The sequence below is a fragment of the Bacillus amyloliquefaciens DSM 7 = ATCC 23350 genome (assembly GCF_000196735.1).
GTDB lineage: Bacteria > Bacillota > Bacilli > Bacillales > Bacillaceae > Bacillus > Bacillus amyloliquefaciens.
Genome location: NC_014551.1, coordinates 1400227 through 1422915, shown reverse-complemented (window position 1 = coordinate 1422915; position 22689 = coordinate 1400227). Strand labels below are relative to the sequence as shown.

Here is a 22689-nt window from a genome sequence, read left to right as displayed (position 1 = left end):
TATGGTGCTGACGATGCAGCCGATTCTGACCTCTGCACCGCCCACAGGCAGTGAGTGGCGCTATGAGGTAAAGTATGACGGATTCCGCTGTCTTCTCCGCATAGACGAAAGCGGTGTCACATTAACCAGCAGAAACGGCCAGACGCTGACGAATCAATTTCCGGAAATCACAGCCTTTGCCGTCCTGTGTTTTCAGCACATGAAAGACAGGTTCCCCATTACGCTTGACGGTGAGCTTGTTTATTTAGTGAATCCGTACAGAGCGGACTTTGAGCACATTCAAATCCGCGGACGTTTAAAACGGGCGGAAGCCATTGAAAATATCGCCAATAAACGGCCGTGCCGCTTTCTGGCATTTGATCTCTTGGTTCTGAAAGGCGCCGCGACAGTCTCATTGCCCTATGTGAAACGGAAGCACGCCCTTTTCAAACTGTTTGAAGAAGCAAATCTTCCTTTAAGCCCCCGTCACTTAGCGGAAGAAGCGATTCAATACATTCCGGAGCACACTGACTTTGAAGCGCTCTGGGACAAGGTCGTCCGGTATGACGGAGAAGGCATAGTAGCAAAAAGGGTATCGAGCGGCTGGGCGGAAAATAAACGGTCTCCCGACTGGCAGAAGTACAAACATATGAAAACGGCACATGTGCTGTTAACCGGATTCAATCCGAAAAACGGGTATGTGACGGCCTCGGTTTTAAAAGACGGCACCGCCGTTCCTGTCGCATCCGTTTCCCACGGCATGCAGGCTGAGGAAAAAAACGCCGTCAGAACCATTATGGAGACCCACGGAAAAAAACTGAAAAACGGCGAGTATTCACTAGAGCCCTCCATCTGCATGACCGTGCAATATTTAACCATATTGCAGGACACCCTGCGCGAAGTATCTTTTGTTTCCTTTCAGTTTGGGATGGATTGGACTGAATGCACTTATCAGCAGCTAATCCTCCGATCTAAAACGCTGCCACCAGAGCTGCAGTTCACAAGCCTGGATAAGGTCGTTTTTAAGAAGCGTGAAAAAACGAAAGAAGATTTCCTTTGTTATATGGTGAAGATGAGCGATGTTCTTTTGCCCTTTCTTAAAGACCGGGCTGTCACAGTAATCCGATATCCACACGGGGCGCCGGGCGAGTCTTTTTTTCAAAAAAACAAGCCGGACTACACGCCGGACTTTGTCTCAAGCGTGTTTGACGGAAGCCATGAGCACATCGTGTGCAACAGCATACCGTCTCTTTTATGGCTGGCCAATCAGCTGGCGCTGGAATTTCACGTTCCTTTTCAGACAGTCCATTCTAAAAGGCCCGCAGAAATCGTCATTGACCTTGATCCGCCGTCAAGGAATGATTTCCCTATGGCTGTGGAGGCGGCGCATGTGCTGAAAGAGCTGTTTGACTCATTCAGCATTACATCATTTCCGAAGCTTTCCGGAAATAAAGGCATTCAGCTCTACATCCCGCTTTCACCGGAAGCATTCACCTACGAAGAGACCCGCGCGTTCACAATGCTCATTGCTGATTATTGCGTCCGGACGCGCCCGGATCTATTTACGACAGAGCGGTTTATCAAAAACCGAAACGGCAGGCTCTACCTTGATTATTTGCAGCATGCTGAAGGAAAAACGATTATCGCCCCCTATTCGACCCGGGGCAACGAATTGGGAACGGTTGCCGCCCCCCTTTATTGGAACGAAGTCAATTCCTCTTTAACACCTGATGATTATACGATTGATACAGTCGTGAATCGCGTCAGAACAGAGGGAGATCCGTTTTATGAGTTTTACCGCAATCCGCAGGACGGCCCGCTTTCAATCGTGCTTGAGCAAATCAAGAGAAAGAGCTGACGCTTTTCGTCAGCTCTTTTCCGTCTGATACGTGCACATCAGTTTTTCTTTGGAAATGAATAAATAACAGGAATAAGGAATGTTTTTGAGGGTGAGCTGCTTCGCAGTAAAATATAAAATCGGGATATGGGCAGCTTTCTTAAACAGCCTGTAGCAGCCGCTGGACGGCGTTATCACATCAAACCCGAGTCTTGCCGCCCCTTTATGAAGCATTGTAATGCCGACGACGCCTTTTATCTCGTCTTTCCGTTTATGCTGGTTAATATAATCCGCTAAATGAGGCATGGATTGATAAACTTTCTGATATAGCATAATCCCCCTTCTGACCGCGCTTTCAATAGGCTGCAGCTCTTTCAGGAGTTTGACATTATGGAGATGAATCTTCACTAACACGTCATTTTTTTTAATTCTCGTTCCGTCGCTCAGGACGACTTCTTTTCCTTTATATCTTGTCAAACGGACGCGGAATACATTTGATTGCCGTTTATCAATCAGCGTCAGCCGGGTAAAGAAAAAATAAAGCGGATCAAGTAAGTACCATATAGTCAGCAGACAGCTTCTCACACGTTCACCTTCTTTATATTCAAAGCACCTTCATATTTTGGCATGGGGCATATCACATTATGATTGGTAAATAATGATGCCGCCCTGTATCAGCATATGCAAAAACGGCTTCAGGCTCTACCGTCGGGACAGAAAAAAACACTCTCCCTGAAGAAGAGTGTTGTATCCGCTTTCTTTTAACGGAAAAGCAAATGCTGGCTGTGAATTCCCGCTTTTTTCAGTAAGGCTATCAGCTGTTCCTGTTCATCAGGCATAAGTCCTGAAAACGCTCTCGCAATTCTCAATGAATGAATCGGATAAATTTTGTCCAAATACTCGTTTCCTTTATCAGTTAAATGGGCGTAAACAGAACGTTTGTCCTTCGGGTCTTGTTCTCTGACCAAAAACCCGTTTCTTTCGAGCTTGTCGATGACATAGGTGACATTTCCGCTGACAAGCAAAAGACGCGAGCCGATTTGCTGAAGCTTTTGCGGACCTCTCGTATACAGCAGCTCCAAAACGGCAAATTCAGTCGGATTAAAACCGTGTTCTTTACTGTCGCGGATGCTGTGTTCAGACACACTCTTGAAAGCCCTTGCAAAAACTTTGTACAAATTCATCGCACGCATCACTTCTTCTTCATTAAATGATAATCTCATCATATCTACCCCGTATTTAAGATTTTTATAAAAAAATAATGTAAACCCTTACAATTCATAAGAGTCGTTCTCTGTTTTATATTCTATTCGTGCCGTTTTTCAGAATTCCTTCTTTTTTATATAAAAAAATACCCTTATACATCATTTAATTTGTATAAGGGTTACGTTCTTTATAGGGAATGTTCCGGAAAAAATACGCATATTCCTTTCTCAGCTCTGTGATTGTCATGGAATTCAGTATTTCTTTCGTATAGACTCCGATCTGAAGAAGCTTTTCGGAATAATGGTTTCTCTCTCTGTCCAGTGCATTTTGAAGCAAATGACTCATGACGGCCTCCTTTGTTTTCCGTTATTCTATGATCAGAATAACGCTTTTATTTCAATGACGTATGAAGCCATTGTAAAACTTGTGTGGAATTATGATGTTTTTCGGTAAAGTCCGTTCTGGACGGCTCTGAGCAGCGGAAAAGCGTGTTCCCCGGCAAGCTGCATAAACGTCTCCAGCATTTCATCGCGTTTCCTATCTAATTCAATGATTTCTTTTGCCAGCGAAACCGCTTTTTCTTTCTCCATTCATATCCTTCCTCTCATTGTATCTGTAAAGTAAGCATAAAACGGGATACAGAGCCATGCATTAACCTTGTTAATTTTTCTGACGCTTTTTTTCTAAAATCTTCTATTTCACGTCAGAAAACCTGACAAGCGTCAGGTTTTTTCTCTTTTTTTCTTATATAATATGAGTAAAAGACATCCAGGGGTGGAAAAATGACGACAGACGAACAATCTTACAAAGATAAAAAAGTAATCTCGATCGGCATTGTAAGCGAATTAACCGGATTGTCAGTCAGGCAGATCAGATACTATGAAGAACGGAAATTGATCTACCCGCAGCGCTCATCGCGGGGAACGAGAAAGTATTCCTTTTCGGACGTTGAGCGGCTGATGGATATTGCAAACAAGCGGGAAGACGGCGTACAGACGGCTGAGATTTTAAAAGACATGCGAAAAAAAGAGCAGGCCCTCAAAAACGACCCGCAGCTCCGCAAAAAAATGCTGGAAGGACAGCTTAATGCCCATTTTAAATATAAAAACCGCTGACAAAAAAAGTCCGCCTCTTGTGAGACGGACCTTTTTTTATAAAGCATGAAGAAATGCAGTGGCAATGCCGAAATAAATTAATAAGGACAAAATATCGTTCAGCGTCGTAATCAGCGGCCCGGATGCAATCGCCGGGTCAATGTTCAGTTTATGAAGAATAATAGGGACGATCGTTCCGGCCATCGTACCGATAATCAATGTGGCAAGCAGCGATGAACCGACGACAAAACCGAGAGTTAAGTCTTTCTGCCAGACGGATGCGACAATCGTGATCGCGATCGAACAGACGATGCCGATATAGATACCGGCCCTTAATTCACGGAAAATCAATTTAAAGATGGTTTTTTTATTCATTTCTTCTTTAGCCAATCCCCTGATGACGACGGCGAGTGACTGCGTACCTGTATTCCCCGTCGTTCCCGCGATCATCGGCATGAAAAATGCGAGGGCGACTACTTTTTGCAATGTATCTTCAAAGTAATTCAGGATGCTTCCGGAAATCAATCCGATAAACAAAAGCAGAATGAGCCACGGCAAGCGGCGGTACGCCGCAACATACGCTTTCGTATCAAATGTAATCGCCTTACCGGAGGCGGCGAATTTTTCGTAATCTTCATCGGCTTCTTTAATAACGACGTCAATAATATCATCGACAGTGACAATACCAACAAGCACATTATTTTCTTCAACGATGGGTATGGCTAAGAAGTCATACCGCTGGATCAGCCGGGCGACTTCTTCCTGATCCTGAAGCACTCCGGCTGAGATGACACGCGTAAACATGAGATCCTGCACCTTATCTTCAGGATCGCCGAGAATTAAATCTCTGTAAGAAAGCACCCCGACAAGCTGCTTGCTGTCATTAATCACGTACAAATAGTTTATTGATTCTGCGATTTCTGCAAAGCTTTTCAGCTTCACGACCGCATCTTTTACTGTATAATGCTGCGGAATCCAGACGAAGCGGTTCGTCATCATCCGGCCCGCCGATTCTTGCGGATAGTTCATCAAAAGCTGTACGGCCTTTGATTCCTCAGCTTCCATGCTGGATAAAAGCTGCTCTTTCAGTTCTTCATCCATCTCTTCCAGCAAAGCGGCGAGATCGTCGTTATCCATTTTATTCATTGCGAGAGTGGCTTTTGTTTTACCGACTTTATGCAAAACGGCAAGCTGAAATTCCCGTTCAAGCTCTCCGATCATGTCGGTGATATCGTCAACCGTCATATATGACAGATAGCGGGCCCGGTGCTTTTCCGGCATTTCTTTAAATAAAAACGCCATATCATAGGGCTGAAGCTCATCTATCATGCTCCGGAATTCTTTAATTTTCCCGTCCCGCAATAAAATGATAATGCGTAATATGAGTTCGTCATAGGTCATGTTTTGGACCATCGGGACTCGTACCTCCTTTACGGAGACGCGCCGTCCGTCAAGGGAAGTGCGGCGGTTTGTCTCCTCATCATGTCGTCATTGGTTATCTGGCTGTATATGGGTACTTCTTCTGACATACTCGAATGGGGAGAATCCATACTCCGCACCTCCTTATCATGCTCAGTCATGTACGTTTTGAGGCATAAAAAAAACCTTCCGATATGAAGGCGAAAACAAGCACGGCAAATAAACGTGCGGGGCCTTCAATCGTAGAGCTTTAGCACTGTATGGCATAGGACGGCCATCCAGCTGCGTTAAGAATCACCTTATGTCGATGATTCCTGTTGACCCATTGGCGTCTTTGGACATTTTTGGGCAGCAGCGTATCTCCATACAGGAGCCTCACCTAACGAAGTTCTTATTTGAATTGACACACTGAGATTACAGAAAAAAAAGGAATGTGTCAACCTTAAATTTGTTATTTCAGCATATGCCTATAAAATAAATGGAATAAAGGCATAAAGCCCTTATTCCGGCAGATCGCTTTCATCTTCTTCTGAAAGGAAATGATATGATTCATGCAGCATGAGCGCGTATTCCCCTTCTTTTGTCGGGTGCGGTACATACTCAGCCTCGTTGATATACTGCTCTTCCCTTTTCTTCATGGGACAGACCTCCTTTTCAACTTTAGATTGTCCAAAAGAAGATCCGTTATCATAGAAAAGAAAAAATCACCAGGTGAAGCGGACATACAGCTATATTTTTCGGATCGTGAAAAAGTTCCGCAGCAGCCACGGTCCCGGTTTGAAGCCGAGCGTTAACTGCCACGCACCGATCGCCTGCAGTCCGTACTGCCGCACGAGAACCATTTTTTCACTCATGCTCCGCACATCCTCAAACCATACTTCATGCGTTCTCCCATTTTCATCAGTATACCGAAAATAAGGGGAACGATCCTGCTGGGAATAACGGATCACTGATTGATGCTTCATGGCTGTTTCCATGGCGCGCTGATTGGAGATGGCGGATCCGACTGTTCCGGGGCGGTACGGAATCACCCAATCATACCCGTACAGCGGAACACCGAGAATCACTTTTCTTCTCGGTACCCTGCTGATGGCAAAATTGATGGTGTCTCTGACCTCTGTCAAAGGCGCCACGGCTCCCGGCTCACTGCCGGCGTGGTGCCAATCGTATGCCATAATAAACATATAATCGACGACAGCTCCGATTCCGCCGTAATCATATCCCCTCAGCCACGGCACTGCTTCACTTGTTTTCGCCGGAACCGATATCGTTAACGCGAGCTGGTGCTCCGAGAGCCTGGTTTTTAACTGCCGGAGAAATCCGGTAAAAAGATCCCGGTCGGCTTCTCTGACCCGTTCAAAATCAATATTTACACCGCCGTATCCCTTTCTTACAGTCAAATAGACGATATTGTTGACGAGGTTCGTTCTCGCCGTCGGGTTTTGCAGGACTTGATGAGCTAATTCCGGGCTGAATCCTCCTTCTGTCAGATTCGTGATGACGGCAAGCGGCCGCACTCTGTTTTGCCATGTGGTTTCTATCGCGGTTCTGTCGTTTAAATCATTAATGATATCTCCGTTCGGGCCAAAATGATATTCAAACAAAGAAATCGCTGATGAATAGGGCGCAAAATCATTGATTAACTCTCTGTCCGCTTCAGGTGTCCGAATGACATAAAATTGCAGGGTTCCTGCCAGATAGTTAGATATATCAGGAATCTTCACTTTCATACCCGGCCGCAGCCGGTTCGGCTGAATATCCGGGTTTGCCTGCATCAGCTGCATCTGCGACACATAGGCCTTACTTGCGATAACGGCATACGTATCATTCGGCTGAACCGTATATTCATTAAGAGGGATCAAAAGCGCCTGCCCCGGAACGATATTCGTTTCCTCAAGCCCGTTGACGCTTCTGATGCTGTCAACAGGATATCCGTACTTTCTGCTGATGGAAAATAGCGAGTCGCCAGACTGCACTGTATGAACAAACATAGATGTCCTCCGTTTCCTTTTGATCAAAAGGGCGTGATATACACTCTTCTTATCTTTATGAATGATCATCCGTTCCGATTCCAAACTCTCTTTTCGAGAAAGGCTGTTTACAAATCAGACATGATCAACTATGATGATGTCATCATAAAAAACTGTATAGGAAACGCACTAGGGGTGCTGTTATCGGCTGAGATAAAACATGCGGCAAGCGTGTTTTGATCCCTTATAACCCGATCTGGATAATACCAGCGTGGGGAAGTGCAGATTGACCGGAGCGCGGGTTCTTTTCCATGCGTTTTCGTTCTGCTGCTGCATATTCCCTCGGATATGCAGTTTTTTATTTTTCATTAAAAAACGGGGGAGGACACCGCATTATGAAACGGAATATGAACCGCCTGTAACAAAATCAACTCTTTCATACATAGGACTATCCGATAAGAAAGCAGGAGATCAGAATGAAAAATTGGAAAATGAGAGAAATTGTCGTCATGTCCGTCATCAGTGTTGTATTCGCTGTCATTTATTTATTATCAACTCATGCAAGCAATATAGCGGCAGGGTTTTTCGGCCGGATGAGCTACGAACCGATTTACGGCATTTGGTTTATCGTCTCGGTGATTGCCGCGTACATTATTCAAAAACCGGGTGCGGCGCTCGTTTCTGAAATCATCGCCGCGTTTGTGGAATGCTTACTCGGAAATCCGTCAGGACCGATGGTGATTCTGATCGGCATCGCACAGGGAATCGGGGCGGAAGCGGTCTTTTTAGCGACACGCTGGCGGATTTATACCCTGCCTGTGCTTCTTTTATCCGGTATGGGATCTTCTGTAACGAGCTTCATTTATGATTTGTTCGTTTCCGGATACTCTGTTTTGAACCCGGGTTTATTAACCGTCATGCTTCTCATCCGTTTGGTCTCAGGCGCGCTTCTTGCCGGCCTTCTCGGCAAAGCAATCAGTGATGCGCTGGCTTACACGGGAGTGCTGAACGGCATGGCGCTCGGAAAAGAATTGAAGAAGAAAAAGAAACAGGTGAACCAAGATGCAGGCATTTGAACCCCTTCTATCAGCCCGCCGTCTCACCTTTTCTTATGATGAGGATGAGAAGCCGATTTTTCAAAACGTGTCATTTCAGCTCCGCAAAGGAGAGCGGGCTTTATTGCTCGGACCGAGCGGATGCGGCAAAAGCTCGCTCGCCCTTTGTTTAAACGGCCTGTACCCGGAAGCCTGTGATGCGGTTCAAACGGGAACCGTTTCCTTAAACGGAACACCGCTTTCAAACTTGGCAGGACCCGCCGCTGCATCCATCGGCGTAGTGTTTCAAGATCCCGATCAGCAGTTTTGCATGCTGACGGTTGAAGATGAAATAGCCTTCGGTCTGGAAAATTTGCAATATACAAAAGAAGATATGGATACCATCATTGATGACGTTTTGGAAAAATTAGAAATCACTCATCTGAAAACACGAACGATCGCCTCGCTGTCAGGCGGTTCAAAACAAAAAGTGGCGCTCGCCTGTATCATTGCGATGGATCCGGAACTCATTATTTTGGACGAACCGACGGCACAGCTTGATCCATATTCCGTCCGTGAATTTGTGCGGCTGATCAAAGAACTTCAAGCCAAAAGAAACTTCGGCCTTCTCGTAATCGAGCATCAGCTTGATCATTGGGTTCCGTGGATGGACAGGACGATTGTCCTTGACGAAACCGGTCAGATAGTGATGGACGGAGAGACGGACGCTGTCTTTGAAACAAAGCTTGAAGAGCTGACGCGGCTCGGCATTCCGATTCCGCGGGTAATCCCATTGCAGAAATACGTCAACATTCCTTTTACATTGTGCAAAGAAAGCCTGTTTCATAAACCTGTACCGGCTCTTCCCTGCCCCCGGGCCGCCGCGCTTTCGGCAGAGGATGCACTGAGTGTTCACGGGCTGTCATGCAAAAGAGGAACGGATGTCATTTTTCAGGATGTGAGCTTTTCCGTAAAAAAAGGGTCAATTACTGCGATTGCCGGCCCTAACGGAACAGGAAAGTCCACGCTCCTGTCCGCCGCGGCCAAGCTCATCCGTCCTGTGAGCGGAGACATCAAAATAGACGGCAGACCGATAGATTCCTATTCAGAAAAAGAGCTTCGGCGCCTGATGGGATATGTTTTCCAAAACCCTGAACACCAGTTTGTCACAGATTCTGTTATTAACGAGCTGCTGTTCGGCTTTGAAGACGGCAATGCCGCAAAGGAGAAAGCTCTTCAGCTGTTAACCCGGTTCGGCCTGAGACGCCATGCCTCACAGCATCCGTTTTCTTTAAGCCAAGGACAAAAACGCAGGCTCAGCGTCGCGACGATGCTTATGCACAATGTGAAAGTTTTGCTGCTTGATGAACCGACTTTCGGGCAGGACGCAAAAACGGCGCGTGAGTGTATGCTGATGCTGCGGGAGATTCAAAAGGAAGGAACGGCTGTTTTGATGGTGACACATGATATGGAGCTCGTCTCAGATTATGCGGACACGATCCTTGTGCTCTGCGGCACGAAGCTGGTATACCGCGGAACTCCCGATTCTTTGTTTACTGATCATATCGGAACCGCGGAGCGGGCGCATTTAGCTTTGCCGCTGCGGTATGAATGGATGAAACAGGACAGGAGGCGGAGAAATGAACGTGCGGCTGGAAGCTGTTAACCCGTCCATTAAGGCGGCGGCTGTTTTGTTATGCGTGGTTATGCTGTCGTTTATTTATAATCCGTACACCCCAGCTGTGTTTTATATCATCATTGCGGGAGGCGTCCTCTTGGCGGGAAGCGTGCCGCTGAAAAAATGGCTGCTGTTTACGATTCCGTTTGTCATTCTTGCCTTTGGTTCTTTATGGACCGCCGCCGTATTCGGAAACGTCCCGACAACCGGAAGCAATCTGCTGTTTAAGCTCGGGCCGATTGCCGTCAACAGTGCCAACGCGGCGCTCGGGATTTCTATCGCGTTTCGTATTTTATGTTTTTCCGCTTTGTCGATGATGTTTCTTTTCACAACCGATCCGATTCTGTTTATGCTCAGTCTGATTCAGCAGTGTAAGCTCCCGCCGAAGCTTGCCTACGGCGTTATCGCCGGGTTCCGGTTTCTCCCTCTTCTGAAAGATGAAATCCTGATCATCCGGCAGGCGCACAGAATCAGAGGCGCGGCGTCTGATTCCGGGCTGAAAGGAAAGATCTCCGCCTTCAGACGCTTCACCATTCCGCTTTTGGCAGGCGCAATCAGAAAGGCGGAACGAACAGCGATCGCGATGGAGTCTAAAGGCTTTACGGGCAGCCGAAACCGCACATTTTACAGAACGGTTACTGTGCGCCGCGCCGATTGGTTCTTTTTCCTGCTCGTGCTTCTGTTATTCGGCGCGAGCTGTCTCGTTTCACTGTTGTTTTTATAAAAACAGGCCGCCGGAGTGATTCGGCAGCCTGTTTTGTTATGTATGTTACTGATGGTAATTAAGAGCCTGAGCGAGGTTGGATTTGATCGTAATATCTGAGAAATTAATACCGAGCTGTACGGCGGTTTGGGCAATTTCCGGCCTGATTCCGGATAAAGTGGACGTAACGCCGATCAGATTCAGCGCCTCAATTAATTTGAAAATCTGGTGCGCCACCATCGTATCGACAACGACTACGCCTGACAAGTCAATTAACAGATGCTCAATCAGCCGATCCGCACATGTGCTCAGCGTATTTTCCAGAATGAATTTGGCGCGCTCCGTGTCAATATCTCCGACAAGCGGCAGAAGCGCCGTCCGTTTGCTCAGTGTAATAACCGGCGAGCTTAACTCTAAAATCATTTCTCTTTGCGCATTCAGCTGCATTTTTGAATTATGCTCGGCATGATCGACAAACTTGTATATTGTAAAATCAAATACTTGGACAATTAAATCCTCCCATCTCTTCCTTTCTCCCTCAGCAAACGCGGATTCATGTTCATCGGCAAACGCGTCATAATAACTGATATACAGCCTCCGGTTTCTCATGAATTCACGGACAACGTACTGGACGGGAGTATCCAGATGCTTCTGGTCTTTCGCAAGCTCAATCACCCACTGCTCGAACTCTTCTAAAAATTCTTTTTCCGGCATGATATACATGTTATTAATATGCCGATAAAATTCTTTATCCTGCTCCTTCAGTTCTTCTCTGATGACGGGATTTGTCAAAGAATAAATTGAATTCGGATCCGAATCTTCCATCGTTTCGATCCAATCTTCCGCAATTTGATCAACCTGTCCTGAAAAATAGTCGTATAATGCTTCACTTATCTTCATACCTCTTCTCCTTTCCCATTTTCCAATTATAGCGTTACCGGGTGATGAATCAAAATGAAAGCTGTTAAACTATCCATTTATTTGAAATTTTTTAGTGCGATAGATTGCGCCTTTTTTATGAAAATGCTTCAAATGACTCTTTCCGCGCGGCAGGCTCTGCCATAAAATAGTAGCAACACCCTTGAATCCACTCGCAAGCATAAAAAAGGAGGGCTTTTTTATGAATGGTGAAATGCGGTTGATTCCTTATGTCACGGATGAGCAAATCATGGATGTGAACGAGCTTCCTGAGGGTATTAAAGTGATTAAGGCGCCAGAATTGTGGGCAAAAGGGTTTAAAGGCAAGGATATTAAAATCGCAGTGCTTGACACAGGCTGTGACGTTAATCATCCTGATTTGAAAGACCGGATTATCGGCGGGAAAAACTTCACCGATGATGACGGAGGCAAAGAAGACGCGTTTTCCGATTACAACGGACACGGGACACATGTTTCCGGAACGATTGCCGCCAATGATTCAAACGGCGGAATTTCGGGAGTTGCGCCGGAAGCGAGCCTTTTAATCGTGAAAGTTCTCGGCGGTCAAAACGGCAGCGGAAAATACGAATGGATCATTAACGGCATCAACTACGCTGTTGAACAAAAGGCTGATATCATTTCTATGTCACTCGGCGGGCCGAGCGATGTGCCTGAACTGAAAGAAGCCGTCACAAATGCGGTAAAAAGCGGTGTACTGGTCGTTTGCGCAGCAGGAAACGAAGGCGACGGAGACGAGCGGACAGAGGAACTGTCGTATCCGGCCGCTTACAACGAAGTAATTGCCGTCGGATCAGTCTCAGTCGCGCGAAAATCGTCAGAATTTTCAAACGCAAATAAAGAGATTGACCTGGTGGCTCCCGGCGAAAACATTCTCTCCACCCTTCCCAACCATAAATACGGGAAGCTGACGGGCACTTCGATGGCCGCCCCGCATGTGAGCGGAGCGCTTGCCTTAATAAAAGGGCTTGAACAGGCCTCGTTTCAGCGGACGCTTTCTGAGGCAGAAGTTTACGCCCAACTTGTGCGGCGGACCCTTCCCTTGGATATCGCCAAAACATTGGCCGGGAACGGATTTCTGTATTTAGACGCGCCTGATGTGCTGATGGAAAAAGCCGAACAGGCACAGCTGCTGTCTTTCTGATATGTTTCTCATATAATGATTGATCAGCTTGTCACATCATCAATTTTTTAAAATGTGAGATTTTCTATTGACAGTGATCTGAATAAGCTGATAAGATAACCAACAAATGATGTAACTTTTCAAAAAAATTGAAATATTTTCTCTTATCGAGAGTTGGGCGAGGGATTGGCCTTTTGACCCCAACAGCAACCGACCGTAATTCCATTGTGAAATGGGGCGCGTGATTTTTGCGCCGAGACGATTGTCTCTTAAGGCACGGTGCTAATTCCATCAGACGTGATCTGAGAGATAAGAGAGGCTTACATTTTGATGTTAAAGCCTCTTTCTCTCATGAGAAAGAGGCTTTTTTGTTACATCTCACTTAAAGGAGGAGACTTAATGACAACTATTAAAACTTCGAATCTTGGTTTTCCGAGAATCGGCTTGAACAGAGAATGGAAAAAAGCGCTTGAAGCTTATTGGAAAGGAAAAACTGATAAAGAAACGTTTCTTAAAGAGCTTGACGGTTTATTCTTATCAGCTGTCAAAACACAGCTTGACCAAAATATTGATATTGTGCCGGTCTCTGATTTCACCCATTATGACCATGTGCTCGATACAGCCGTCAGCTTTAACTGGATTCCGAAAAGATTCCGCAGCATTACGGACCCCATTGATACATATTTCGCGATTGCCCGCGGTGTAAAAGACGCCGTTTCCAGTGAAATGACGAAATGGTTTAATACCAACTACCATTACATCGTTCCTGAATATGACGAAAGCATTGAATTCCGTCTGACGAGAAACAAACAGCTTGACGACTACCGCCGGATCAAAGAAGAATTCGGAGTGGAAACGAAACCCGTCATTGTCGGTCCGTACACATTTGTCACGCTTGCGAAAGGTTACGAAGAATCAGAAGCAAAAGCGATTCAAAAGCGCCTTGTCCCTCTTTATGTTCAGCTGCTGAAAGAGCTTGAAGCAGAAGGCGTCAAATGGGTTCAGATTGATGAGCCAGCCCTTGTGACAGCTTCTTCTGAAGATGTCCGCGCCGCAAAAGAACTCTATGAATCGATCACAAAAGAGCTTTCAGGGCTGAACGTCCTTTTACAGACATACTTTGATTCGGTCGATGCGTATGAAGAACTTGTTTCTTATCCTGTACAGGGAATCGGGCTTGATTTCGTGCATGATAAAGGCAGAAACCTGGAGCAATTGAAAAAACACGGCTTCCCGAAAGATAAAGTGCTGGCAGCGGGTGTGATTGACGGCCGCAATATTTGGAAAATCGATGCTGAAGAACGCCTTGATGCGACTCTTGATATCCTCAGCCACGCTGACATAGAGGAATTATGGATTCAGCCTTCAAGCAGCCTTCTGCACGTCCCGGTGGCAAAACACCCTGACGAACATCTTGAAAAAGATCTGCTGAACGGCCTGTCATACGCTAAAGAAAAGTTGGCGGAACTCGGTGTCTTAAAAGAAGGCCTCCTGTCCGGCAAAGCGGCCGTCAGTGCGCAGATCGAAGAGTCCAAAGCGGCACTGAAAGCACTGAAAGCTTTCGCAACAGGGGCGAACTCAGCTCAAAAAGAAGAACTGAATCAGCTGACGGAAAAAGATTTCTCCCGTCCTGCAAGCTTTGAGGAACGATTGGCGCTGCAAAATGAATCACTCGGTCTTCCCCTTCTGCCGACGACGACAATCGGAAGCTTCCCTCAATCTGCTGAAGTGCGGAGCGCACGCCAAAAATGGCGAAAAAAAGAGTGGACGGACGAACAATACCAAGCCTTTATTAATGCGGAAACGAAGCGCTGGGTTGACATTCAGGAAGAAATCGGGTTAGATGTGCTCGTTCACGGAGAATTTGAACGGACGGACATGGTAGAATACTTCGGTGAAAAACTGGCCGGATTCGCCTTTACGAAATATGCATGGGTGCAGTCTTACGGTTCACGCTGCGTACGTCCGCCTGTCATTTTCGGAGATGTCGAATTTATCGAACCGATGACGGTAAAAGATACGCTCTACGCCCAATCGCTGACGGAAAAGCATATGAAAGGCATGCTGACTGGACCTGTCACCATTTTAAACTGGTCATTCCCGCGCGTGGATATTTCAAGAAAAGAAATCGCCTTCCAGATCGGGCTTGCCCTCAGAAAAGAAGTTAAAGCGCTTGAAGATGCAGGTATTCAGATTATCCAAGTCGATGAACCTGCGCTCCGCGAAGGGCTGCCGTTAAAAACGCAGGATTGGGATGAATATTTAACTTGGGCCGCAGAAGCATTCCGATTAACGACGTCTTCTGTGAAAAATGAGACGCAGATTCATACGCATATGTGTTACAGCAACTTTGAAGATATCGTAGATACGATCAATGATCTTGACGCGGATGTCATTACAATCGAACACAGCAGAAGCCACGGAGGATTTTTAGAGTACCTGAAAGAACATCCATACGTAAAAGGCCTCGGACTCGGTGTATACGACATTCACAGCCCGCGTGTGCCGGCTACTGAAGAAATCTATCAAATTATCGATGACGCGCTTGAAGTGTGTCCTACAGACCGCTTCTGGGTAAACCCGGACTGCGGACTGAAAACAAGACAGCAGGAAGAAACCGTTGCGGCATTGAAAAATATGGTCGACGCTGCGAAACAGGCACGAAAAAAACAAGCTCAGCTTGTATAATAAAAAACAGCCATCCCTGATTTGCGGATGGCTGTTTTTTTTGCCTCGTTACTTATTTTTCAGCGCCTCTGCAAGTTCATACAGCGAATCATGCCGCTTAATTTGATAGCCCCGCCCTTCTTTCTGCAAATACCCTTTTTGGCAGAATTGCGTCAGTACATGTAAAAGATGACGGTAAGATACACCTAAATAATCACAAACCGTTATGTGCTTCTCTTTATAAAATCCTTCATAAGCCGTTTGCAAAATAAAATCGGCAAGCCGGTTTTCAAGCGGGAACGCCAGACTTTGTGAATACTTTGAAGCCATAAGTGTCGCCTTTATACTTAAAAACTTAGCCAATTCACGCAGGAATTTCGCATCCTGAAGCAATTGCGTGCGGCAGCGGTCAATCGGCAGAGCAAAACAAACAGTCTTCGCTGAGGCCTGAATTCCTTTTGTGTAATACACTTCATGTAATAGTTCCATTTCTCCGATATAATCATTTTTGTTGATAAAATTAATTAACGATACTTTCCCGTTTTGATGGGTTACATATATTTTCGCTTTTCCTTCAATCACGTAAAACAGGAAATCCGGCCTCATGCCCTCTTGAATCATCCATTCATCCCGCTGATATTCGCGCACTTCCATATACTCTTCCGCCGGAAAAGAAAATAAATGCGCGATTGAGTGTTTTTCTAAGTGGTGCCGCTTTTTCTCACCTTTATAAATTTCCATCTTCCACCCCAAAAATATGAGATATCTCATATTGTCTTTACGTCTTTACATGATAACATGCCAATTAAAGGAGGAACGGGAATGAACGCATATCGCTGGATGAGTCTGCATTTTTTTAGTTTTTTTATGACATGGGGAGTTTTCCTTCCCTATTGGACGGGATGGATGGTGCATATAAAAGGGATTTCCGTATCCGAAGCCAGTTTCATTATGAGCTTAGGCCTGACAGCAAGAGGAATTTCCACATTACTTTTCTTTCCTTATTTATCAGGGAAATTCAGCAGCAAAGCCTTACTGAATGGCGCCAGAATCGGTACGTTTCTTGCACTTTTATGTTATATTCCGGCTGATTCTTTCCCAAGCCTGCTTCTTGTCACATTAGGACTGCATGTGTTTTACCCGGCTTTGATGCCTGCTTTAGACAGCGCTTGCGGCGTCCTTGTACAGCATAACGAGTTAAAGGATTACGGGACCAGCCGCCAGTGGGGGTCCGCCGGATTCGTGTCAGCCGGCATTATCCTGTCCGTCTTTACAGGCATGTTTGGGGATCAAGTGATTTTATGGGCACTGCTTTTAGGCACTCTGATATTCGTATGCCTCGGCTTTATGCATGCCCCTGCTGTTCTTTCAAAACGGCCGGAAACAGACCGCGCAAAAAAAGAGGGCATGCTTTCCTTATTTCGCGTCAAACATTTCGGTCTGGTGCTCGCAATCGTCATCTTATTGCAGGCGGCACATGCATCTTACTACAATTACGGTTATCTCTTTTTGCAAGAAATCCATGCACCCGCATATGCAATAGGGATCATCATCAACATCGCCGTTATCGCGGAGATCATCTTCTTTGCAATCGCTGACCGATGCTTTCATCAATTTTCGGCAGGCTCTTTGCTCGCCATGGCGGCGCTTGGTGCAACCGTACGCTGGATACTGGTATTTGCCTTCCCGCATGTCATCATTTTCTGTATTGCGCAGACGCTGCATGCATGTTCATTCGCGATGGGACACTATGCATTTATGAAATACTTAATTAAGAATATTTCACCTGCGCAAATCCCGAAAGCCCAAGGCATGTATTCCGCGCTGGCGCTCAGCTGGAGCACAGCGGTATTTACCATTTTCGGAGGTTTTCTATACGAAATCGAACCTAGGTATGCCTTTATCGGAATGATTGTTTGTACGATCCCTTCTATGCTTCTTGCACTTTTATACAGGAAACTGGAAATGAAAAAGAAAGTTTTTATCGGAAACGCACAAGATATATAGCCAAAGCTTTCTGTATATATTTGATCTAATTTCCTGCATTCGATCAACTCGGAGGAACATGGGATGAATCAGCATACTTCATTTTTAAAACGGGCGGTCACACTTGGAGTTGAGAGCGTGAACAATTGGACATCAAGCAGCGATCCGGGATGCGTGCCGGACGCTTCAAACAGATCAGCTTGACGATTGTGTGATTTACACAAGCTGTGAACCGTGCCCTTAGAAAAACCTGCTCAAAGCGCGCAGGTTTATTTTTTTGTTTGCAATTGTCTAATTAAAGTAATCGGCTCAGAAACTTGGACAGAACAAGTGAATATATTGATACCGTACTGCTTTACGCTTTTTTTCGGGAAACTTTGTACGTAATGAAGAAATTTTCAACCAACTCATAAGGAGGGACGTTGTGTCACAGCCTAATTTACCGAATATCACCCCTGTCGTTACACTTTCCAGAGACGATACCATTAATCTTCTTCTGTCGGCAATTGCTATGGAAGAACTGGGAATGGCACATATTCTGAATGCGGAAGGGGAAAAAATCCAATACGCGCTCGGAACGATTCCCGGCTTAACTGGGCCGCCGTCAAGTCTTGCGGATATTCTGAACTTGAACGAGAGCGTCCGTGATACGCTTGACAGCTTAATGAAACAGGAGCTTCTTCTCGGTTCAAAATTGGACAGTATCTCAAATATTCCTACACTGGCGGGGCCGACAGGGGCTACGGGACCGACGGGACCAGCCGGCGGACCCACTGGCCCGACTGGAGCAATCGGGCCGGCCGGAGCTACGGGGCCAACCGGGCCGACCGGGCCGACAGGGGTCACCGGTGCGGGTCTTCAAGGGATTATCGCTTTTAATCCGTTAATTGCCCCTACTTATACACCCGGGCAGGTTGTCCTGTATAACGGCAGCTCCTATGTCGTGAACACAGCTTCGCCTGCCGGGGTTCCGGATACGTCTGCCGATTATACGCTTTTAGCTGCCGCAGGGCCGACCGGGCCGACTGGACCAACGGGCGCTACAGGAGCCGGATTGACAGGACTGACAGCTTTTGACCCTGCGGCTGCACCTTTTTATACGGCGGGGCAGGTTGTATTGTATGAGGGTGCTTCTTATGTCGTAAATATCGATAACCCCTCAGGCATCCCCGGGATATCGCCGGACTATACACTGCTTGCCGCCGCAGGGCCGACCGGGCCAACTGGTGTTACCGGCGCCGGACTGCAGGGCATCGTGCCGTTTGATCCCCTCGCCGCTCCTTCGTATACTGCCGGACAGACCGTTACGTTCAACGGCAGCTCTTACGTCGCAAACGTAAACAGCCCGGCGGGAACCCCTGGAGCTTCAGCTGACTATACACTTTTAGCCGCGACAGGAACAGCTGGTGCTACCGGAGGCTCCGGGCCGACCGGGATTACTGGTGTTACAGGAACCACCGGACCGACTGGAGTCACCGGCGTTACCGGAGCCACTGGACCGACCGGAGGCACTGGCGTTACCGGAACCACTGGGCCGACCGGAATCACTGGTGCTGCTGGAGCCACCGGACCGACTGGAGTCACCGGCGTTACTGGTGACACTGGGTCGACCGGAGCCACTGGTGCTACGGGTGTCACCGGGCCGACTGGAATCACCGGTGCTACCGGAGCCACCGGGCCAACTGGAATCACCGGCGTTACTGGTGACACTGGACCGACCGGGATTACTGGCGTTACTGGTGACACTGGGCCGACTGGAATCACTGGTGCTACCGGAGCCACCGGGCCGACTGGAGGCACTGGCGTTACCGGAGCCACTGGACCGACTGGATTTACTGGCGCTACCGGAGGCTCCGGGCCGACCGGGATCACCGGCGTTACCGGAGCCACTGGACCGACCGGGATTACTGGCGTTACGGGCGGCGGTATTGTCGCAGTTGTTGTCGGCGGCACAACCATTTCCTTGCCGAATGATCAAAACCTTTCCGCAGATATTACGGCTAATGCTGCAAATACTGTGTTTACCGTTGCTCCGGCAGGACGATACTATATCTCCTACCATATTAATTTAACGGCCGGCCTGCTTGTCAGTTCACGGGTCTTGATTAACGGCACTCCATTTACAAGTTCAATTATTGCACCGGTCGCGTCATTGGCAAACTTCAATAACTCCTTCATTGTGACTTTGGCAGCAGACAGCACCATCCAGCTCCAGCTGTTCGGATTATTGGGTGCGGCGACATTGCTTGGAGGGAGTGTCGGTGCAGCATTAAACATCATTCGATTATCTTAATGGAACATGCAAAAAAAGGATCAGGCGTTTGTCCGCTGATCCTTTTTTAATTGAGACAGAAGTTCTTGTGCGGGTTTATATTGAGGATTAGATTTCACAGATTTTTTGGCGTAAGCGATGGCCGTCATATCATGGTTTAATTCAGCATGACATTTCGCCATATAATAAAAAGCTCTGAAATCGGCGGCTCCTTTTAAAATTAAGTGATCAGGGTTTTCCTCTTCAATCCGTGTCCCGTTTTCAAATGCTTTGATTGCCGCTCTGTACTTCTCCAGATGATATAATACAAGACCTTTATAATAATGAAGATTACTGTAATCAGGATAAAGCCTGAGCACCTTTTCAATCCCCTGCTCGGCTTCTTCATACCGTTTGAGCTCAAGCAATATTGTATATTTTAAATTATACAAGAGAGACGGAGGCATTCGGTTTTCACTTAAAAATTGAAAAATTGAGCCGTTTACAAGATGTAATGCTTTTTCATAGTCTTTTATTCTGTAACATTCACTTGCCAAATGATAAATAAGCCACGGATCAGGAGTTTCCTCTGAAAGCTCTTCATTTAAAATGCTGATATTCCGTTTATGTTTTTGTTTGATCTTTTCTTCCTGCTCCAAATAGCCGTAGTGATGAATCACACAAGGAAGCGTAAAAAAAGTATTGTTTTCTTCCTCATTGGAAGACATGATATTTTCGTGAATTCTGCCTTGATACAAAAGGCCTTCATGATTGCGGAACAGTCTCGGCTGCATGCTTTCAAAGGCTTCATTTTCATCCAGCTGTTTTCCCGTATAATTGATAATCTTCAAAAGGCCCCGGCTCGGTAATTCGTCATGAAGCAGCGAAGTTAAAAAGCGGCCCGTCTCCTGATCGAGCTCTTCATCCGCGTCAAGCATTAAAATCCAATCCCCTTCGGCATGCTGCAGACCGTAATTTCTCGCCTTTGCGAAATCATTCTCCCATTCTAAATCAAACACTCTGGCTTGAAAGCTTTTGCAGATATCTTTTGTATTATCTTGTGATCCGGTGTCTACGATAACAATCTCATCAGCAATATCTTGTACACTTGATAAACAGCGGGAGATATATCTCTCCTCGTTTTTTACAATCATGCAAAGCGTCAGTTTACATTCAGCATTTCCGCTCATTTTCTCACCTTTCCCGCTTTTGGAGTTGTCGATTGAACCAAGGCCGTTCAGGAGTGCCGTTCATCGTTACGATGACAGGTCTCACCCATCTGACGGCAGGTTCGGCAGATGAAGCTGTATTCCATTCCTGCCATTCCTGAAGCTGCCTGACCGCCCGCTTCGTAATGGGATGCGCCCGGAATTCGCGCGGGCTTTCAGAAATGAATTTTTTTGTTCGTTCTGTCACTGTTTTCATTTCATGAAAGTGCCGCTCATACATCCGCTCCTGCTCTCTTTCCAGGCTGATCATTAAAAACAGCCGCCCGCCTGTTTCCATCTGCCAGCGGCACAATGCGGAGAACAGCCTGATTTCTTCCTTGTAATTTGAACCCCTTCTTTTATCAACGGTCACAGATAATATATTTAACAGCGCAATCGTGAGACAATGCATGGCTTCAAAAGATGTCTGTTTCGCTTTTGCGATGCTTGGATACGGCATATGCTTCACCCGTCTCTTTCTTTATGAACGCTCCCCGCCTTTCCTCTTCCATCCGCATTCCTCACAATCCTCGCACTCACAGCAGCCAATGCGGCCGTAGAACAGGCCGTCACACGGATCTTCAGGTGAAGGATTCGGAAAACACGGATCACATGGGCCGCTTGAATCGTCGCACGGATCATCCGGTTCGCAGGGATCATCCGGATCCCACGGGTCATCTGGGTCGTCCGGATCGCCCGGGTCACTCGGATGACTTGGGTCGCTCGGATCCATACAGGCCTCAGAATCCTGTAAGTAGATAATGTCCTCGAGTTTCGTCTGCAAAAGGAGCTGGGATTTCATGACGGTGCGCAGAAGCCGTTCGGTGCTTCTATTGATTGCTGACAATTCCCCTAAAGAGGGATCGCCGGAAGCGCCGAGAAAGGTTTGAATTCTTTCTGCTTCCGCCTGCAGAATATGGGATAATCCGATTTCTTCCAGAGCCACGGATGAAAGAAGGAGGTTCAAAGTCTCACATCTGGAGAGTGTAATGTCGGGGGTGATGTTCGGTATGTTTGGAAGAGACATCGATTTCTCCCTCGTTTCTCTTGGTGTCATTATGCTAAAGTGCTATATCGTATTCTTATTCCGGGAGAGAAGAGATCATTACTGATGTTTTCGTTAATAAAATATCCCGGATATAAGATCCGGGATATTCGTTCGTGCATTATTTGAGTTCAAGTTTGACGTCAACATTTCCTCTTGTTGCTTTTGAATACGGACAGAACTCGTGAGCGGCGTGTACAAGCTTCTCCGCCGTTTCTTTATCAAGGTCTTTTGTATCGATGACGAGCGTTACGCCGATTTTGTATCCGCCGTCGCTCTCATCTTTTAAAAGACTGACCTGTCCTTCAATTTCAGAGGTCATGTCGATGTTCTGTTTTTTGGCGGCGAGCTCAAGCGCTCCCCCGAAGCAGGCGGCATATCCTGCCGCAAACAGCTGTTCAGGGTTTGTGCCGGTTTCACCGTCTTTTTTTGCATTCGGCATGATGATGTCAAAATCCAACACTCCGTCTTCGGATTTAATATGTCCTGACCGTCCGCCGACTGCGGTCGCTTTTGAAGTAAATAATGCCATAATTATCAGCCTCCTCATTGT

The 22689-nt window shown here is 46.7% G+C and carries 22 protein-coding genes and 3 riboswitches; of the genes, 9 read left to right on the top strand and 13 right to left on the bottom strand.

All coding sequences use genetic code 11. The features are described 5' to 3' along the window. The first annotated feature begins 1 nt into the window (after position 1). Positions 2-1837: a DNA ligase D gene (locus BAMF_RS27750; protein WP_013352013.1), complete on the top strand. Its 1836-nt coding sequence runs from the start codon at positions 2-4 to the stop codon at positions 1835-1837. Positions 1838-1846: 9 nt separating this feature from the next. Here the strand turns inward: BAMF_RS27750 and BAMF_RS27745 are convergent, their stop codons facing one another. The 4 genes from BAMF_RS27745 to BAMF_RS41255 all read right to left on the bottom strand — a co-directional run bounded on the left by BAMF_RS27745 (position 1847) and on the right by BAMF_RS41255 (position 3612). Then, positions 1847-2401, bottom strand: a complete 555-nt coding sequence (locus BAMF_RS27745) for a YkoP family protein (protein WP_013352012.1) — start codon at positions 2399-2401, stop codon at positions 1847-1849. A 176-nt stretch (positions 2402-2577) separates the two neighbouring features. Further along, entirely contained in the window at positions 2578-3042 is a 465-nt protein-coding gene (locus BAMF_RS27740) for a MarR family winged helix-turn-helix transcriptional regulator (RefSeq protein WP_013352011.1), read from the bottom strand. Between the two features lie 142 nt (positions 3043-3184). Beyond that, on the bottom strand, positions 3185-3367 hold the full coding sequence (gene fbpA, locus BAMF_RS27735) for a Fur-regulated basic protein FbpA (protein WP_013352010.1): 183 nt from the start codon (positions 3365-3367) through the stop codon (positions 3185-3187). An 89-nt stretch (positions 3368-3456) separates the two neighbouring features. Further along, positions 3457-3612 carry a hypothetical protein gene (locus BAMF_RS41255; protein ID WP_013352009.1) on the bottom strand — a complete coding sequence of 52 codons (156 nt, stop codon included), beginning with the start codon at positions 3610-3612 and terminating at the stop codon, positions 3457-3459. Positions 3613-3804: 192 nt separating this feature from the next. Between BAMF_RS41255 and BAMF_RS27730 the strand changes: the two genes are divergently transcribed. Continuing rightward, positions 3805-4137 (top strand): MerR family transcriptional regulator, encoded by a 333-nt coding sequence (locus tag BAMF_RS27730; RefSeq protein ID WP_013352008.1) that lies wholly within the window; start codon positions 3805-3807, stop codon positions 4135-4137. 36 nt (positions 4138-4173) lie between these two features. Here BAMF_RS27730 and mgtE read toward each other — a convergent pair whose 3' ends face one another. The 3 genes from mgtE to BAMF_RS27720 form a co-directional block, all read right to left on the bottom strand. Continuing rightward, positions 4174-5529, bottom strand: coding sequence for a magnesium transporter (mgtE, locus tag BAMF_RS27725; protein WP_013352007.1), 1356 nt, complete (start codon positions 5527-5529; stop codon positions 4174-4176). A 234-nt stretch (positions 5530-5763) separates the two neighbouring features. Next, positions 5764-5929: riboswitch (M-box (ykoK) riboswitch) on the bottom strand. Between the two features lie 106 nt (positions 5930-6035). Next, the gene (locus BAMF_RS41250; protein WP_003154740.1) at positions 6036-6173 is read right to left on the bottom strand and encodes a transcriptional regulator SplA domain-containing protein; all 138 of its coding nucleotides are present in this window, start codon (positions 6171-6173) and stop codon (positions 6036-6038) included. A gap of 90 nt (positions 6174-6263) precedes the next feature. Further along, on the bottom strand, positions 6264-7526 hold the full coding sequence (locus BAMF_RS27720; protein WP_013352006.1) for a glycoside hydrolase family 18 protein: 1263 nt from the start codon (positions 7524-7526) through the stop codon (positions 6264-6266). A 160-nt stretch (positions 7527-7686) separates the two neighbouring features. Continuing rightward, positions 7687-7800, top strand: a riboswitch (TPP riboswitch). 181 nt (positions 7801-7981) lie between these two features. Here BAMF_RS27720 and BAMF_RS27715 point away from each other — a divergent pair. Genes BAMF_RS27715 through BAMF_RS27705 form a run of 3 tightly spaced genes read left to right on the top strand, consistent with a single transcriptional unit; the run spans position 7982 to position 10941 of the window. After that, complete coding sequence (locus BAMF_RS27715) at positions 7982-8581, top strand: ECF transporter S component (protein WP_013352005.1); 600 nt, start codon at positions 7982-7984, stop codon at positions 8579-8581. After that, positions 8568-10205, top strand: coding sequence for an ABC transporter ATP-binding protein (locus BAMF_RS27710; protein WP_013352004.1), 1638 nt, complete (start codon positions 8568-8570; stop codon positions 10203-10205). The genes BAMF_RS27715 and BAMF_RS27710 overlap by 14 nt, the downstream gene beginning before the upstream one ends. Then, a complete protein-coding gene (locus BAMF_RS27705) occupies positions 10180-10941 on the top strand; it encodes an energy-coupling factor transporter transmembrane component T family protein (protein WP_013352003.1) in 762 nt (253 codons plus the stop codon). Before BAMF_RS27710 ends, BAMF_RS27705 begins: the two co-directional genes overlap by 26 nt. A gap of 45 nt (positions 10942-10986) precedes the next feature. Here BAMF_RS27705 and BAMF_RS27700 read toward each other — a convergent pair whose 3' ends face one another. Next, positions 10987-11820, bottom strand: coding sequence for an STAS domain-containing protein (locus tag BAMF_RS27700; RefSeq protein ID WP_013352002.1), 834 nt, complete (start codon positions 11818-11820; stop codon positions 10987-10989). Between the two features lie 220 nt (positions 11821-12040). Between BAMF_RS27700 and BAMF_RS27695 the strand changes: the two genes are divergently transcribed. Together BAMF_RS27695 and metE are read left to right on the top strand one after the other, a co-directional pair. Then, on the top strand, positions 12041-13000 hold the full coding sequence (locus BAMF_RS27695; protein ID WP_013352001.1) for a S8 family peptidase: 960 nt from the start codon (positions 12041-12043) through the stop codon (positions 12998-13000). Between the two features lie 140 nt (positions 13001-13140). Then, a riboswitch (SAM riboswitch) is annotated at positions 13141-13295 on the top strand. A gap of 83 nt (positions 13296-13378) precedes the next feature. Beyond that, positions 13379-15667 carry a 5-methyltetrahydropteroyltriglutamate--homocysteine S-methyltransferase gene (metE, locus tag BAMF_RS27690; protein ID WP_014470481.1) on the top strand — a complete coding sequence of 763 codons (2289 nt, stop codon included), beginning with the start codon at positions 13379-13381 and terminating at the stop codon, positions 15665-15667. Positions 15668-15715: 48 nt separating this feature from the next. Here metE and yeiL read toward each other — a convergent pair whose 3' ends face one another. Beyond that, positions 15716-16387: a transcriptional regulator YeiL gene (gene yeiL, locus BAMF_RS27685; RefSeq protein WP_013351999.1), complete on the bottom strand. Its 672-nt coding sequence runs from the start codon at positions 16385-16387 to the stop codon at positions 15716-15718. An 81-nt stretch (positions 16388-16468) separates the two neighbouring features. Between yeiL and BAMF_RS27680 the strand changes: the two genes are divergently transcribed. Further along, positions 16469-17653, top strand: coding sequence for an MFS transporter (locus tag BAMF_RS27680; protein WP_013351998.1), 1185 nt, complete (start codon positions 16469-16471; stop codon positions 17651-17653). Between the two features lie 403 nt (positions 17654-18056). After that, positions 18057-19925, top strand: coding sequence for a BclA C-terminal domain-containing protein (locus tag BAMF_RS42015; RefSeq protein WP_013351997.1), 1869 nt, complete (start codon positions 18057-18059; stop codon positions 19923-19925). Between the two features lie 20 nt (positions 19926-19945). Here the strand turns inward: BAMF_RS42015 and BAMF_RS27670 are convergent, their stop codons facing one another. From BAMF_RS27670 to BAMF_RS27655, 4 genes are all read right to left on the bottom strand, one after another. Next, positions 19946-21073, bottom strand: coding sequence for a glycosyltransferase (locus tag BAMF_RS27670; RefSeq protein WP_013351996.1), 1128 nt, complete (start codon positions 21071-21073; stop codon positions 19946-19948). Between the two features lie 4 nt (positions 21074-21077). Further along, the gene (locus BAMF_RS27665) at positions 21078-21551 is read right to left on the bottom strand and encodes a hypothetical protein (RefSeq protein WP_013351995.1); all 474 of its coding nucleotides are present in this window, start codon (positions 21549-21551) and stop codon (positions 21078-21080) included. Between the two features lie 21 nt (positions 21552-21572). Then, entirely contained in the window at positions 21573-22118 is a 546-nt protein-coding gene (locus tag BAMF_RS27660) for a hypothetical protein (protein WP_013351994.1), read from the bottom strand. A 139-nt stretch (positions 22119-22257) separates the two neighbouring features. Continuing rightward, positions 22258-22668 (bottom strand): organic hydroperoxide resistance protein, encoded by a 411-nt coding sequence (locus tag BAMF_RS27655; protein WP_013351993.1) that lies wholly within the window; start codon positions 22666-22668, stop codon positions 22258-22260. Positions 22669-22689 lie beyond the last annotated feature (21 nt).

What these genes read in the sequence shown, in the direction of transcription:
- BAMF_RS27750 (WP_013352013.1), top strand. Translation starts at nt 2, where the DNA reads ATGGTGCTGACGATGCAGCCGATTCTGACCTCTGCACCGCCCACAGGC.
- BAMF_RS27740 (WP_013352011.1), bottom strand. Translation starts at nt 3,042, where the DNA reads ATGATGAGATTATCATTTAATGAAGAAGAAGTGATGCGTGCGATGAAT.
- fbpA (WP_013352010.1), bottom strand. Translation starts at nt 3,367, where the DNA reads ATGAGTCATTTGCTTCAAAATGCACTGGACAGAGAGAGAAACCATTAT.
- BAMF_RS41255 (WP_013352009.1), bottom strand. Translation starts at nt 3,612, where the DNA reads ATGGAGAAAGAAAAAGCGGTTTCGCTGGCAAAAGAAATCATTGAATTA.
- BAMF_RS27730 (WP_013352008.1), top strand. Translation starts at nt 3,805, where the DNA reads ATGACGACAGACGAACAATCTTACAAAGATAAAAAAGTAATCTCGATC.
- mgtE (WP_013352007.1), bottom strand. Translation starts at nt 5,529, where the DNA reads ATGGTCCAAAACATGACCTATGACGAACTCATATTACGCATTATCATT.
- BAMF_RS41250 (WP_003154740.1), bottom strand. Translation starts at nt 6,173, where the DNA reads ATGAAGAAAAGGGAAGAGCAGTATATCAACGAGGCTGAGTATGTACCG.
- BAMF_RS27720 (WP_013352006.1), bottom strand. Translation starts at nt 7,526, where the DNA reads ATGTTTGTTCATACAGTGCAGTCTGGCGACTCGCTATTTTCCATCAGC.
- BAMF_RS27715 (WP_013352005.1), top strand. Translation starts at nt 7,982, where the DNA reads ATGAAAAATTGGAAAATGAGAGAAATTGTCGTCATGTCCGTCATCAGT.
- BAMF_RS27710 (WP_013352004.1), top strand. Translation starts at nt 8,568, where the DNA reads ATGCAGGCATTTGAACCCCTTCTATCAGCCCGCCGTCTCACCTTTTCT.
- BAMF_RS27705 (WP_013352003.1), top strand. Translation starts at nt 10,180, where the DNA reads ATGAACGTGCGGCTGGAAGCTGTTAACCCGTCCATTAAGGCGGCGGCT.
- BAMF_RS27700 (WP_013352002.1), bottom strand. Translation starts at nt 11,820, where the DNA reads ATGAAGATAAGTGAAGCATTATACGACTATTTTTCAGGACAGGTTGAT.
- BAMF_RS27695 (WP_013352001.1), top strand. Translation starts at nt 12,041, where the DNA reads ATGAATGGTGAAATGCGGTTGATTCCTTATGTCACGGATGAGCAAATC.
- metE (WP_014470481.1), top strand. Translation starts at nt 13,379, where the DNA reads ATGACAACTATTAAAACTTCGAATCTTGGTTTTCCGAGAATCGGCTTG.
- yeiL (WP_013351999.1), bottom strand. Translation starts at nt 16,387, where the DNA reads ATGGAAATTTATAAAGGTGAGAAAAAGCGGCACCACTTAGAAAAACAC.
- BAMF_RS27680 (WP_013351998.1), top strand. Translation starts at nt 16,469, where the DNA reads ATGAACGCATATCGCTGGATGAGTCTGCATTTTTTTAGTTTTTTTATG.
- BAMF_RS27670 (WP_013351996.1), bottom strand. Translation starts at nt 21,073, where the DNA reads ATGAGCGGAAATGCTGAATGTAAACTGACGCTTTGCATGATTGTAAAA.
- BAMF_RS27665 (WP_013351995.1), bottom strand. Translation starts at nt 21,551, where the DNA reads ATGCCGTATCCAAGCATCGCAAAAGCGAAACAGACATCTTTTGAAGCC.
- BAMF_RS27660 (WP_013351994.1), bottom strand. Translation starts at nt 22,118, where the DNA reads ATGTCTCTTCCAAACATACCGAACATCACCCCCGACATTACACTCTCC.
- BAMF_RS27655 (WP_013351993.1), bottom strand. Translation starts at nt 22,668, where the DNA reads ATGGCATTATTTACTTCAAAAGCGACCGCAGTCGGCGGACGGTCAGGA.